Here is a 12530-nt window from a genome sequence, read left to right as displayed (position 1 = left end):
TCAGAGCTCTTTCGTGGTGAACAGGGTGGTCCCGTGAACCGGGTCCACCTCCTGACGCCCGGTCTCGGTGAACCCGAGCTTGGCCAGCACGCGGCGCGAAGCGGTGTTCCAGTCCCAGACGGTGGCCCACAGGCGGGCGTACCCGGACGATCTCGCCCAGTCGAGAACCGCCGAGGAGGCCTCGGTCGCGTATCCCTGACGCCAGACCCGGCGTAACAGCTCGAACGCCAGCTCGGGTTCGCCGGGCGAGCCTCGTCCGCCGTCGATCAGCCCGCAGTAGCCGACGACGTCCCGAGCGGCCTTGCGCTCGACCGCCAGCAACCCGATCGGCGACGGCTGCTCGGCGCGGATCGATTCCGCCAGCTCCGCCACCGTGGGCCGTCCATCCGCGCCGATGCGACGGTGTGGCGGCACGCGCGGATCACGTTCGGTCCACAGCTCACGCTGAACGACAGCCTCGGCGACCCGCCAGGGCCGGAGCAACAGGCGATCCGTCTCGAGAACGACCTCGCGGTCCGGCGTCACCCTGGCGGTCATGACCGCAACTCTCTCATGGACGCGTGGGCGGCCTTCGATCGCCGGTACCGGCACTGCGATCATGGAACGATGCGTGTGACCCGCCTGCTGGCCCTCGACGATGCCCCGCGCCTTGCCCAGCTGCTGCGGGCCAACCGTGACTTCATGGCACCGTGGGAGCCAACCCGCGACGAGGACTACTACACCGCGCAAGGGCAGCTGGCCGTCGTACGATCCGCGCTCGACGCCCATCAGCAAGGAGCCTGCCTGCCCCAGGTCGTCCTCGACGACTCCGGTCAGGTGATCGGTCGGGTCAACCTCAACACCATCGTGCGGGGCCCCTTCCAGTCCTGCAGCCTCGGCTACTGGCTGAACCAGGCCGACAACGGCCGCGGCATCGCCACCGCCGCCGTCCGCGAGACCGTGCGCATCGCCTTCGACGAGCTGGGACTGCACCGGGTGGAGGCCGGCACGCTGGTACCCAACATCAGGTCGCAACGCGTACTGGAACGCAACGGGTTCGTCCGCTTCGGCCTGGCGCCGGCGTACCTCAACATCGCCGGCAAGTGGCAGGACCACATCATGTACCAGGTGATCAACGACAAACTCGCCTGACCACAAGCCGCGGGGTCGCCGGCCTTCCGGGCGCTTGGCACCATGATCACTATGGATGCCACCCTGCTGCTCTCCCTCGCCGGTCTGGCCGTCGTCGACAGTACGAGCATCGGAACGCTGTTCATTCCGGTGTGGTTGCTGCTTGCGCCGGGCGGGGTCGGTGCCCGGCGTCTTCTCGGCTATCTCGGCACCATCGCCGGGTTCTACTTCGTCGTGGGCCTGGTGCTGGCCGTGGGCGGCAGCCGCATCGCGTCCGTGGTGGCGTCCGGGGTGGCGAGCCGGCCGCTGCTCGTCGCCCAGTTCGCCGTCGGCGTGGCCCTGTTCGTGCTGAGCTTCTGGGTGGAGAAGCGCAGGACCGCCGCGACCGCCGCGGTCCTGCGCTGGCGGGACCGGGCCGTGACCGGCGCCTCCGGGGCGGGGGCCCTGACCGGGCTGGCCCTGCTGGCGGCGCTGGCCGAGGTGGCCACGATGCTTCCCTATCTGGGGGCCGTCGGCATGATGGCCACCGCCGATCTGCCGGGCTGGTCGATCCCGGCCCTGCTGGCCGGCTACTGCGGGGTGATGGTCCTGCCCGCGCTGGCGCTCTTCACCGCCCGGGCGTACGGACCCGGGTGGATCGGGAAGGTGCTGCAACGCCTGGACGGGTGGATGGTGGCCAAGGGCGGCGGCCTGCTGGGCTGGGTGCTGGGCATCGCCGGCTTCCTGGTGGCCAGGGACGCGGCCGCCCGCCTGTGGTTTCCCGAGCTTCTCGGCGGTGCCTGACGCTGCCCGCCGCAAGACGGACGACGGCGCGAGCGCCTCACGGGTGCTGGCTGCTCACCGAGATCACCTCGCCGGTCAGGTACGAGGCGTAGTCGCTGGCCAGGAACGCCACCACGGTCGCCACCTCCCAGGGCTGCGCGGCCCGGCCGAACGCCTCGCGCAGCGCGAGGCCGGCCAGCTCCTGTTCGGCGATCACCTTGGCGAGGTACGGGTGCGCCGCCAGGCTGGGCGCCACCGCGTTGACCCGGATGCCGTGCGCGGCCACGTCCAGGGCGGCGCACCGGGTGAACGCCATCACCCCGGCCTTGGCGGCGGCGTAGTGGGCCTGCCCGGCCTGGGCGCGCCAGCCGAGCACCGAGGAGTTGTTGACCACCGCACCGCCGCCGCCCTGGGCGACCATCTGCCGCAACGCCGCCCGGGTGCAGCGGAACGTGCCGGTCAGGGTGACGTCCAGGACCCGGCGCCACTCGTCGTCGGTCATCTCGACCACCGAGCGGGTGCCGCCCAGCCCGGCGTTGTTCACCATGACGTCGAGGCGTCCACAGTGCGCGGCCGCCGCGGTGACCAGCGCCTGGACCTCGGCCTCGTCGGTGACGTCGCACGGTACGGAGAACACCCGGCCCGGGTACGCCGCGGTCAGGTCCTCGTGTGCCTCGCCGAGGCGGCGCCGGTGGCTGTCGCTGAGCACCACCCGGGCGCCCTCGTCGAGGCACCGCCGGGCGACGGCGGAGCCGATCCCGGTGCCGGCGGCCGCCGTCACGACCACCGCCTTGCCGGCCAGCAGGCCGTGCCCGGCCGGTGCCGTCGCCGGCGGTTCGGCCGGTGCCGTCATCGGCGGTTCTGCCGCGGCAGGCCGAGCACCCGTTCGGCGACGATGCCGCGCTGGATCTCGTTGGAGCCGCCGTAGATGGTGTCCGCGCGGCTGAACAGGAAGAGCCGCCACCAGCGCTCGACGTCGCGGTCGCCGGGCCCGGCCGCGGCGCCGGCCGGGCCGAGCACGGCCATGGCGAGCTCGCCGAGGCCCTGCCGCCACCGCGACCAGAGCAGCTTGATCACCGAGGCGGTTCCGGGCGAGGCCGGTTCGCTCAGCGCGCGCCGGGTGTGCGAGCGCAGCACGGAAAGGTCGATCCAGGCCCGGGCGAGCCGTTCGCGCAGCACCGGGTCGGCGGCCGCGCCGGTGCGCCGGGCCAGCTCCACCAGCTCCTCCAGGTCCTGTTGGAAACCGATCTGCTGGCCCACCGTGGCGGCACCCCGCTCGAAGCCCAGCGTGGCCATCGCGACCCGCCAGCCCTGGCCGGGCTCGCCGACCACGAGGTCGCGGTCGGTGCGGGCGTCGTCGAAGAAGACCTCGTTGAACTCGCTGTCGCCGGTGAGCTGCCGGATCGGGCGTACCGTGATGCCGGGCGCGCGCATCGGCACCAGCAGATAGGACAGCCCGGCGTGGCGCGGGCCGCCGTCCGGGACCGGCTCGGTGCGGGCCAGCACGAAGCACCAGTCGGCCACCTGCGCGAGCGAGGTCCACACCTTCTGCCCGGTGATCAGCCAGTGGTCGCCGTGCAGGCGGGCCCGGGTGGTGACGCCGGCCAGGTCGGAACCGGCGCCCGGCTCGGAGTAGCCCTGGCACCACAGCTCGTCGACCGCGGCGATGCGGGGCAGGAACCGGCGGCGCTGCCGTTCGGTGCCCAGCACCATGAGGGTCGGCCCGACCATGGTGGTGCCGATGTGGTCGACGCGCGACGGCGCGCCGGAGCGGGCGTACTCCTCGTGGAAGATGATCTGCCGCTCGAGCGACGCGCCGCGGCCGCCGTGCGCCACCGGCCAGGCCAGCGTGGTCCAGCCCGCCGCGGCCAGGCGGCGGGTGAAGGCCAGGCGCTGCGCATAGGCCTCGCTCTCCCGGCCCGGGCCGCCCACGCCGCGCAGCTCGTCCGTCACGTTCGCCGCGAGCCAGTCCCGGACCTCGCGCCGGAACTCCTCGTCACCGTCCACTGGCGCCACCTCCCGGGCCGCGGGTAAAGTCACCCTACCAAGCACTTGCTTGGTAGGCTACGTCGTCATCGGTGGGTCCGGGAGGTCACCGTGGCATCGACCATCCCGGCGGCCGTGCTGAGCGCGGCCCGCTCCTTCGGGTCGGCACCGGCGCTGGTGGAGCCGGGTGCGGCACGGCTGAGCTTCGCGGAGCTGCTGGCCCAGGTGCGCGTCGTGGCCCGCGCGCTGATCGCCGGGGGCCTGCGGCCGGGCGACCGGCTCGCCGTCTGGGCGCCGAACACCCGCCACTGGGTGCTCGCCGCGCTGGGCGCCAGCTACGCCGGCGCCACCCTGGTGCCGGTCAACACCCGGTTCACCGCCGTCGAGGCGCTCGACGTGGTGCACCGCAGCGACGCGCGCGGCCTGGTCGTCACCGGCCCGTTCCTGGGCGAGGACCGGCTCGCGGCGCTGCAGGCCGCCGCCGGGCACGCCGGTCTTCCCCTGCCCCACCTCGTCGTCCGGATGCCCACCGGCACCGCGGTCCCGCCCGAGCCCTACGTGCTGGAGTGGACGGACTTCCTGGGCCGCGCCGCCGACGTGCCGCCGGGGGTGGCGGACGCCCGCGCCGAGGCCGTCGGCCCGGACGACGTGAGCGACATCCTCTTCACCTCCGGCACCACCGGACGCAGCAAGGGCGCGATGAGCGCCCACCGGCAGTCGCTGGGGGTGGCGGCCGCGTGGGCCGGCATCGGCGGGCTCGTCCCGGACGACCGCTATCTGGTGGTCAACCCGTTCTTCCACAGCTTCGGGCTCAAGGCCGGCCTGCTCGCCTGCCTGGTCAGCGGGGCCACGGTGGTACCCCAGGCGGTCTTCGACGCGGGCGCGGCGCTGGCCCTGATCGCCGCGGAGCGCATCACCGTGCTGCCCGGCCCGCCGACGCTCTACCTCAGCCTGCTCGACCACCCCGAGCGCTCCCGGCACGACCTGTCCTCGCTGCGCCTGGCGGTGACCGGGGCGGCCACCGTGCCGCCCGCGCTCATCGCGCGCATGCGCGCGGAGCTGGGCGTGCGGACCGTGCTGACGGCGTACGGGCTGACCGAGGCGGTGGTGGCCACGATGTGCCGGCCGGGGGACGACGACCGCACCGTGGCGTACACCTGCGGGCGGGCCGCCGCCGGTTTCGAGGTCGCGATCGGCGCGCCCACCGGTGAGGTACTGCTGCGCGGCCCCAACGTCATGCTCGGCTACCTGGACGACAAGGACGCGACCGCCGCGGCCATCGACGCCGACGGCTGGCTGCACACCGGCGACGTCGGCCGGCTGGACGAGCGCGGGTACCTGAGCATCACCGACCGGCTCAAGGACATGTTCATCTGCGGCGGCTTCAACGTCTACCCCGCCGAGGTCGAGCGGGCCCTGGCCGACCTGCCCGCGGTGGCGGAGTCCGCGGTCGTCGGGGTGGCCGACCCGCGGCTGGGCGAGGTCGGCAAGGCCTACGTCGTCGCGCGGCCGGGGCACGAGCTCACCGGCGCCGACGTGATCGAGTTCTGCCGGGGCCGGCTCGCGGCCTACAAGGTGCCGCGCACGGTGGAGCTGCGCACCGAGCTGCCCCGCAACGCCTCCGGCAAGGTCCTGAAGTATCTGCTCCGGGAGGAAACGGATGACTGACGTCGTCCTGTACGAGCGCCGCGACCGGGTCGCCCTGGTCACCGTCAACCGCCCCCGCTACCGCAACGCGCAGAACTCGGCGGTGACGTACGCGCTGGACGCGGCGTTCACCCGGGCCGTGGACGACGACGACGTCGCGGTGATCGTGCTGGCCGGCGCCGGCGACCACTTCTCGGCCGGGCACGACATCGGCACCCCGGAGCGCGACGCGGACACCTCGTTCCCCCGGCGGGCGGCGCTGTGGTGGGACCACACCGGCAAGGCCGGCGCCGACCGGCGCTACTCCCGCGAGCTGGAGGTCTACCTCGGCATGTGCCGGCGGTGGCGGGAGATGCCCAAGCCGGCCGTCGCCATGGTGCAGGGCGCCTGCGTCGCGGGCGGCCTCATGCTGGCCTGGGTCTGCGACCTGATCGTGGCGGCCGAGGACGCGTTCTTCGCCGACCCGGTGCTGCGCATGGGCATTCCCGGCGTCGAGTACTTCGCCCACCCCTGGGTGCTCGGCCCCCGGTTCGCCCGCGAGGTGCTGTTCACCGGCGACCGGTTCGATGCGCGGCGGGCGTACGAGATCGGCATGGTGAACCGCGTCGTGCCCCGCGCCGAACTGGAGGCGGTCACCTTCGCGCTGGCCGGGCGGATCGCCGCGATGCCGGCGTTCGGGCTGGCCCTGGCCAAGCGCGCGGTGAACCAGTGCGAGGACGAGATGGGCATGCGCGCGGGGATGGACTCGGTCTTCGGCCTGCACCACGTCGCGCACGCCCACAACGTCGAGGTCGGCAAGGACCCGCTGGCCGGGCTCGACCCGGCGGCGATGAAGCGGTCCGCGTCGTGAACCTCGACCTGGACGCCGCCGCGCGCGCCTTCCGGGACGAGGTCCGCGGCTGGCTGGCGGCCCACGTCCCCGCCGACCGGTTGCCCAGCGTGGACACGCCGCAGGGCGACGCCGCCCACCGGGCCTGGGAGCGCCTGCTCGCCGACGCCGGCCTCGCCGTCGTCTCCTGGCCCGCCGAGTACGGCGGGCGCGCCGCACCGCCGCTGCACGCGCTGCTCTTCGAGGAGGAGTACCACGCCGCCGGAGCACCGGCCCGCATCAACCAGAACGGCCTGTTCCTGCTCGCCCCGACGCTGATGCGGCACGGTACGGCGGAGCAGCGCGACCGGGTGCTGCCCCCGATGGTCCGCGCCGAGCAGGTCTGGGCGCAGGCCTGGTCCGAGCCGGAGGCGGGCAGCGACCTGGCCGCGATCCGCTCCCGCGGCCGGCGTACCGACGGCGGCTGGCTGCTGTCCGGGCAGAAGACGTGGAGCTCGCGGGCGGCCGTGGCGGACCGGGCGTTCGGGCTGTTCCGCACCGACGCGCAGGCGTCCCGCCATCGCGGCCTCACCTGCGTGATGTTCGACCTGCGCGCGCCCGGCGTGACCGTACGCCCGATCCGCCAGCTCGACGGCGACCCCGGCTTCGCGGAGATCTTCCTCGACGAGGTGTTCGTGCCGGACTCCGACGTGATCGGCCGGCCCGGCGACGGCTGGCGGGTGGCGATGAGCACGGCCGGCCACGAGCGCGGGCAGACGCTGCGCAGCCCGGGCCGGTTCGTGGCGGCCGCCGAGCGGCTCGTGGCCCTCTGGCACTCCGGCGACACGCGCGACACGGCGGCCCGCGACCGGGTGGTGGACGCGTGGATCGGCGCCCAGGCGTACCGCATGCACACCTTCGCCGCGCTGGACGCGCCCGCGGGGCCGTTCGCCGCCAGCGCCACCAAGCTGTTCTGGTCCGAGCTGGACGTCGCCCTGCACGAGACCGCGCTCGACGTGCTGGGCGCCCGGGCCGAGACCGACGCCGCCTGGACCGACGGGTATCTGTTCGCGCTGGCCGGGCCGATCTACGCGGGCACCAACGAGATCCACCGGGGGATCGTCGCGGAACGGATGCTGGGCCTGCCCCGCGAGGTGGCGCGATGAGGCTGGTGCCCACGGCGGAGCAGGACCGGTTCGCGGCGGTCCTGCACGACCTGCTGAGCGCCGCCGACGTGCCCGCGGCGGCGGAGCGCTGGGCGCAGGGCGACACCGCGCCGGGCCGGGCCGTCTGGTCGCGGCTGGCCGAGGCCGGGGTCGCCGGGCTCGTCGTGCCGGAACGCTGGGGCGGGACGCAGGCCGGGCCGGCAGACCTCGTCATCGCCGCCGAGGAGCTGGGCCACCACGCGGTGCCCGGACCGCTGGCCGAGACCCTGGCCGCCGTCCCGGCCCTGCTCGTCGCCCTCGGCGACGACCGGCTGTGCGACAAATGGCTGCCCGAGCTGGCCGCCGGGCGGGTGGTCGGCACCCTCGCCGCGCCGCCCTGGCTGCCGTACGCGGCCGACGCGCACGCCGCCGACCTGGTGCTGCTCGCCGAGGACGGCGCCGTCCGGCCGGCCCGCACCGGTGCCGCGCACGCCTCGATGGACCACACCCGGCGGCTCTTCGAGGTCTCGCCCGGCGGCGCGCTCGCCTGCGGACCCGACGCGGCCGCCGCGGTGACCCGCGCCCTCGACCTGGGCGTGCTCGCCGCCGCCGCGCAACTGCTGGGCGCCGGGTGCGCGCTGCTGGAGGCGGCCGTGGCGCACGCCCGGACCCGGGTGCAGTTCGGCCGCCCGATCGGGCGCTTCCAGGCGGTCCAGCACCGGCTCGCCGACGTCGCGGTCGGCCTGGAGTTCGCCCGTCCGCTGCTGTACGCGGCCGCGGTGACGGTCGGCAGCGCGGACACCGCCGCCCGGGACGTCTCGGCGGCGAAGGTGGCCTGCGGCACCGCGGCGCACCAGGCCGCCCGCGCGGCACTGCAGGTGCACGGCGCCATCGGCTACACCCGCGAGCACGGGCTGGGCCGGTGGCTGACGAAGGTCCGGGTGCTGACCCTGGCGTGGGGCACGCCGGCGCAGCACCGGGCCCGGGTGATGGCGGAGCTGACGAGGTGACCATGGACCTGACCACGGAACGCAACGCGCTGCGCGACGCCCTGCGCGGCCTGCTCGCCGGATCCTCGACGCGCGCGGCGATCGACACGCCGGCCGGCTACGACACCGGCCTCTGGGCCCGGCTGTGCAAGGAGATCGGCGTCGCCGGCCTGGCCGTGCCCGAGGCGTACGGCGGCGAGGGCGCCACCCTGCGGGAGTCCCTCGTCGTGCTGGAGGAGCTGGGCCGCACGCTCACCCCGGGCCCGATGCTCGGCTGCGCCGTCCTGGCCACCCAGGCCCTGCTGCGGTACGGCGACGCGGACGCCCGCGCGCGGCTGCTGCCCGGCATCTGCGCCGGAGAGCGGCCGGCCACGCTGGCGTGGGGCGGGGACCCGGACGACCTGTCCTGCACCGCCGCGGCGACCGGCCGGCTCACCGGCGAGGTGTCCCACGTCCTCGACCTGGCGACCGCGGACACCCTGCTCGTCCCCGCCCGCGCCGGGAGCGGCACGGCACTGTACGAAGTGGACGCGAGGGCTCCCGGCGTCACCCGCCACCCGACGACCCCGCTGGACCAGACCCGCCGGCTCGGGGTGCTCCGGCTGGACGGCGCACCCGCCCGCCGCCTGGGCGAGGTCCCCTCCCTCGACGGCCTGCGCGACGTCGCCTGCGTGGCGCTCAGCGCCGAACAGGTCGGCGCGGCGTCGCAGGCACTGGCGGCGACCGTCGGCTACGTGCAGGTCCGCGAGCAGTTCGGCCGCCCGATCGGCACCTTCCAGGCGCTGCAGCACCGGCTGGCCGAGGCACACGTACGGCTGGAGGCCGCCCGCTCGGCGTCCGCGGCCGCCGCCGACGCCCTGGTGTCCGGCGCCGCCGACACCTCGGTGCTGGCCGCGGTCGCCACGGTCACCTGCACCGAGACGTTGCAGGCGATCGCCGCCGAGATGGTCCAGATGCACGGCGGCATCGCCATCACCTGGGAACACGACGCCCACCTGTACGTGCGCCGGGCGTACGCCTCGGCCCAGCTCTTCGGCGCACCCGGCCGGCACCTCACCCGCCTGGCCGACATCCTGATGCCGCTCGAAACCCGCGGCCTGCGCCGGGAAGCGCACGCCTGACGGACATGACCACCGGCATCGCCGGCACAGCGGCGCGAGCTCGGCGGGGCCGCTCGCCCTCGCCTGTGCACGTCGCTTCTCGAGCCGGCTAGCCGCGCAGGCGGAGTTTGGCGCGCAGGGCCCGCCGGGTCACCGGGCCGAGGTCGTCCACCACCTCGGCGAGCACGGCGAGGCGTTCGAGGGCGAGGAAAGCCGACCCCGCTGCCGGCTCGTCGACACCCTCGAACAGTTCGAGGCCGACGAAGGCGGCGGAGACGGCGCGGGCCAGACCGGCCGGGTCGGCGAGCTCCGCGACCGGGGACTGCGCGAGGAGCCGGGTGAGGACCCGCTCGATCTCCGCGGTCCACAGGGCGAGGGCGCCCGCGACCGCCGGTGCGAGGCGCGGCTCGGCCTGGGCGCCCGCGAGCAGCTGGGCGAGGACGGTCACGTTGCCCTCCGCCCGCTCCTCCCGGTGCAGGTCGCGGCCCAGGTCGAGCAGCTCCCGCAGCGAGCGGACCGCGGCGAAGCGTTCGCGGTACGCCGCGATGCGCGCCTCCGTCGCCGAGCGGCACGCCGCGGCGAGCAGCTGGTCGACCGTGCCGAAGTGGTAGAAGACGAGCGCCTGGTTGACGCCCGCCGCCGCGGCGATGGTGCGTGCGGACACGCCGGCGATGCCGTGGGCGCGCAGCGCCTGCAGGCTTCCGTCGATCAGCTTCGCGCGGGTGTCGGCGCTCACCAGCCCTCCCTCACTCGCGGGGATTCTCCCGCAGCGGGCGGACGGCGGCCGGCACCGGGGCGGTGTCGTCGACGTACCGGGTGGTGAAGCTGCCGGAATATCCGAAGATCGGCCCGAAGTGGCGGTTCTCGACGGCCACCTCGATCCGGAAGCGGCCGGTCGCGTCGTCGTACCATTCGTGCAGCCGGGCATCGCCGCTGAGCGGTCGCGGGCAGCGGACACCGCCGCGGAAGCGCTGGGTTCCGCTGCGGATGTGCAGGCCGCCGGCCGCGTCGACGGACAGGTGCAGGTCCACGGCGATGTGCTGGTGGGTGCCGAGGAAGTCGACGAGGACCTGCCGCTTCTCGCTCCAGACCATCGTGGCGTCGAACCGGCGCCGGCGGGCCCCGCCGACCTCGAACGTGCGGACGAAGGTGAGCGTCGGGCGGCCGTACGAGTCGGTGTAGGCATAGTTCTCGATGGTGAACGGGACCGCCGTGCCGGTCTCCGGGAACAGGACGTGCCGCGCGGTGCCCAGGTGCAGGAACGGCTTCACGTACGCGGGGCCGCGCCAGATGCGGTCCATCACCCCGGTGCCCACGCAGCCGCGGCGCGCGCCCGCCGTCACGCCGAAGCGGTCCTGCAGCCGCGGGTGCAGGAGGCCGAAGTCGTCGCCGAGTGCACGCTCGAAGATCGAGTTCACAGCGTCTCCAGAAGGGAAGGCGCCCGGGCCGCCAGGCGGTCGAGCGGTTGACGGCGGCACCGGCGCGCGGCCGGCGTGTTCCGCCCGGGCGGCAGGACGAGCAGGACCAACGAGGTGAGCACGACGGCCGCCGCGCCGGCGCCGAGGGCGGCGACGATCGCCACCGCCGCGGCGCGCACGGCCACCTGGCCCCAGGCGTGGCGCAGCGCCCGCTCCGGCGGGATGCCGCGTTCGAGCCACAGCCGGAGCCGGTCGAACGACCACGCGGTCGCCCAGCCGAACAGCGGCCGGAACACGGCGTCGATCATCCGGCCCAGGAGACCCCACCGCGGCGTGTACGTGTAACCGGTCAGGAACCGCACGCCGTGCGGACCCGGCAGGTAGCGCCAGTAGCCGCGGCCGGCGGCGATCAACGAGCGCCGGTCGGCCGAGCCGAAGCGCAGCGCCGAGGTGCGGGTGCCGTCGGGCCGATCGCGTTGCCCGGCGTGGATGCCGAATCCGTCTATCTCGAGGCCGGGCAGGATCGCGGTGGCATACCGGAACTGGGCGGGCGTGGTGCCGGGCACGGGCTCGATGCGGCCGAACCGCGCATCCCAGCGGCAGTGGACCGCCGGGTCCTGCGTGGCCTGCCAGATCGCCGCCAGCGGTGCGTCGATCACGGTCTCGACGTAGATGGCACGCACTATTCGTCCTCCCCGCATTGAGCAGTCGCTCAACCAGGAGCCTACGCCCCTGTTGAGCGACTGCTCAATATCGAGGAGGATCAGGCGCGTTCGCGCCGGCCGACCGGGCCGTCAGGCCCAGGCCTGGTTCCAGCCACCGTGGCAGTCCCACACCTGGATGGTGGCGCCGTTGGAGTAGTTGTACTGCCGCACGTCCAGGCACCGCCCGTCGTAATGGTTCGCGATCCGGACGTAGCCCCCGCCGAGCGGATGCGGCTGCAGGCGCCACAACTGGTTCGCCTCGAAGTGGCATCCGTAGATGTACACGGCCGTGCCGTTGCCCGCCTGGTGGTCGCGTGACTCGTCGAGACACTTGTTCGTGGAGTTGCGGTCGGACAGCGCGACGAGCGGGTAACCGCCCCAGGTCCCGGCGTCGAGGAGGTCCCACCGCTGGTTGTCGACGTTGCCGGAGGTCCGGTACTCCCACAGGTGCACGACGGAGCGGTCCGCGGTACCCCAGTTCTTGACGTCGAGGACGTGGGTCTCCTGCCCGTTGGGGCCGCGGCTGTGCACGGAGCCGTACACCAGCGCCACGCGTTGGGCCGCGGTGCCGGCGGCGCGGGCCCGCACGTAGTCGGCGAGGCTGGAGACCTGGGTGACCTTCTCCGCGCCCGGCGCCGCCGCGGCGGGCGTCGCCACGGCGAGCGATGCCACGAGGAACGCGGCGACGGCCCCCGCGGCCAGCTTGAGTGAGCCCTTGCGATTCACATTGACCAACCCCTTCTCTGTCGACTCCCGTCAGCCTCGGTGCCGGGCGGCCGCCGGGACAGAGACATTCGAGCAGCGTCGAAACACTTCGAGCGGCCGCCGGAGGCCGCTTGACCTCAACCATGGTTGAGTTCG

General features: G+C 74.4%; 14 protein-coding genes. 7 read left to right on the top strand and 7 right to left on the bottom strand.

The annotated features are described in order from the left end of the window. Window positions 1–600 carry a GNAT family N-acetyltransferase gene (locus tag IEY99_RS23980; protein ID WP_229799185.1) on the bottom strand — a complete coding sequence of 200 codons (600 nt, stop codon included), beginning with the start codon at window positions 598–600 and terminating at the stop codon, window positions 1–3. A 6-nt stretch (window positions 601–606) separates the two neighbouring features. Between IEY99_RS23980 and IEY99_RS23975 the strand changes: the two genes are divergently transcribed. Then, window positions 607–1131 carry a GNAT family N-acetyltransferase gene (locus tag IEY99_RS23975; RefSeq protein ID WP_189206314.1) on the top strand — a complete coding sequence of 175 codons (525 nt, stop codon included), beginning with the start codon at window positions 607–609 and terminating at the stop codon, window positions 1129–1131. 51 nt (window positions 1132–1182) lie between these two features. Next, on the top strand, window positions 1183–1893 hold the full coding sequence (locus IEY99_RS23970; protein ID WP_189206313.1) for a GAP family protein: 711 nt from the start codon (window positions 1183–1185) through the stop codon (window positions 1891–1893). Between the two features lie 37 nt (window positions 1894–1930). Here the strand turns inward: IEY99_RS23970 and IEY99_RS23965 are convergent, their stop codons facing one another. Further along, the gene (locus IEY99_RS23965; RefSeq protein WP_189206312.1) at window positions 1931–2725 is read right to left on the bottom strand and encodes an SDR family oxidoreductase; all 795 of its coding nucleotides are present in this window, start codon (window positions 2723–2725) and stop codon (window positions 1931–1933) included. Then, window positions 2722–3879, bottom strand: a complete 1158-nt coding sequence (locus IEY99_RS23960) for an acyl-CoA dehydrogenase family protein (protein ID WP_373293427.1) — start codon at window positions 3877–3879, stop codon at window positions 2722–2724. The genes IEY99_RS23965 and IEY99_RS23960 overlap by 4 nt, the downstream gene beginning before the upstream one ends. A 90-nt stretch (window positions 3880–3969) precedes the next feature. Here IEY99_RS23960 and IEY99_RS23955 point away from each other — a divergent pair, with 90 nt between their 5' ends. The 5 genes from IEY99_RS23955 to IEY99_RS23935 are packed head-to-tail and all read left to right on the top strand — an operon-like array spanning window position 3970 to window position 9568. Further along, complete coding sequence (locus IEY99_RS23955) at window positions 3970–5526, top strand: FadD3 family acyl-CoA ligase (RefSeq protein WP_189206310.1); 1557 nt, start codon at window positions 3970–3972, stop codon at window positions 5524–5526. Further along, window positions 5519–6355, top strand: coding sequence for an enoyl-CoA hydratase (locus tag IEY99_RS23950; protein WP_189206309.1), 837 nt, complete (start codon window positions 5519–5521; stop codon window positions 6353–6355). Before IEY99_RS23955 ends, IEY99_RS23950 begins: the two co-directional genes overlap by 8 nt. Beyond that, window positions 6352–7479 (top strand): acyl-CoA dehydrogenase family protein, encoded by a 1128-nt coding sequence (locus tag IEY99_RS23945; RefSeq protein WP_189206308.1) that lies wholly within the window; start codon window positions 6352–6354, stop codon window positions 7477–7479. Before IEY99_RS23950 ends, IEY99_RS23945 begins: the two co-directional genes overlap by 4 nt. Next, window positions 7476–8468, top strand: coding sequence for an acyl-CoA dehydrogenase family protein (locus IEY99_RS23940; RefSeq protein ID WP_189206307.1), 993 nt, complete (start codon window positions 7476–7478; stop codon window positions 8466–8468). The genes IEY99_RS23945 and IEY99_RS23940 overlap by 4 nt, the downstream gene beginning before the upstream one ends. Window positions 8469–8476: 8 nt before the next feature. Continuing rightward, complete coding sequence (locus IEY99_RS23935) at window positions 8477–9568, top strand: acyl-CoA dehydrogenase family protein (RefSeq protein ID WP_189206530.1); 1092 nt, start codon at window positions 8477–8479, stop codon at window positions 9566–9568. An 88-nt stretch (window positions 9569–9656) separates the two neighbouring features. Here the strand turns inward: IEY99_RS23935 and IEY99_RS23930 are convergent, their stop codons facing one another. The 4 genes from IEY99_RS23930 to IEY99_RS23915 all read right to left on the bottom strand — a co-directional run bounded on the left by IEY99_RS23930 (window position 9657) and on the right by IEY99_RS23915 (window position 12395). Then, entirely contained in the window at window positions 9657–10283 is a 627-nt protein-coding gene (locus tag IEY99_RS23930; protein WP_189206306.1) for a TetR/AcrR family transcriptional regulator, read from the bottom strand. A 10-nt stretch (window positions 10284–10293) separates the two neighbouring features. Continuing rightward, a complete protein-coding gene (locus tag IEY99_RS23925; RefSeq protein ID WP_189206305.1) occupies window positions 10294–10965 on the bottom strand; it encodes a DUF4166 domain-containing protein in 672 nt (223 codons plus the stop codon). Further along, on the bottom strand, window positions 10962–11648 hold the full coding sequence (locus tag IEY99_RS23920; protein ID WP_229799183.1) for a hypothetical protein: 687 nt from the start codon (window positions 11646–11648) through the stop codon (window positions 10962–10964). The genes IEY99_RS23925 and IEY99_RS23920 overlap by 4 nt, the downstream gene beginning before the upstream one ends. Window positions 11649–11759: 111 nt before the next feature. Beyond that, on the bottom strand, window positions 11760–12395 hold the full coding sequence (locus IEY99_RS23915; RefSeq protein ID WP_189206303.1) for an RICIN domain-containing protein: 636 nt from the start codon (window positions 12393–12395) through the stop codon (window positions 11760–11762). Window positions 12396–12530: the final 135 nt, after the last annotated feature.

This window comes from Couchioplanes azureus (genome assembly GCF_014648355.1).
Classification (GTDB): Bacteria; Actinomycetota; Actinomycetes; order Mycobacteriales; family Micromonosporaceae; genus Actinoplanes; species Actinoplanes azureus.
The sequence above is the reverse complement of the archived record's forward strand: the minus strand, read 5'-3'. Positions and strand labels throughout refer to the sequence as shown.

Bases quoted from the DNA above. Each gene is read 5' to 3' on its own strand.
- IEY99_RS23970 (WP_189206313.1), top strand. From the start codon at position 1,183: ATGGATGCCACCCTGCTGCTCTCCCTCGCCGGTCTGGCCGTCGTCGAC.
- IEY99_RS23965 (WP_189206312.1), bottom strand. From the start codon at position 2,725: ATGACGGCACCGGCCGAACCGCCGGCGACGGCACCGGCCGGGCACGGC.
- IEY99_RS23975 (WP_189206314.1), top strand. From the start codon at position 607: ATGCGTGTGACCCGCCTGCTGGCCCTCGACGATGCCCCGCGCCTTGCC.
- IEY99_RS23980 (WP_229799185.1), bottom strand. From the start codon at position 600: ATGATCGCAGTGCCGGTACCGGCGATCGAAGGCCGCCCACGCGTCCAT.
- IEY99_RS23950 (WP_189206309.1), top strand. From the start codon at position 5,519: ATGACTGACGTCGTCCTGTACGAGCGCCGCGACCGGGTCGCCCTGGTC.
- IEY99_RS23940 (WP_189206307.1), top strand. From the start codon at position 7,476: ATGAGGCTGGTGCCCACGGCGGAGCAGGACCGGTTCGCGGCGGTCCTG.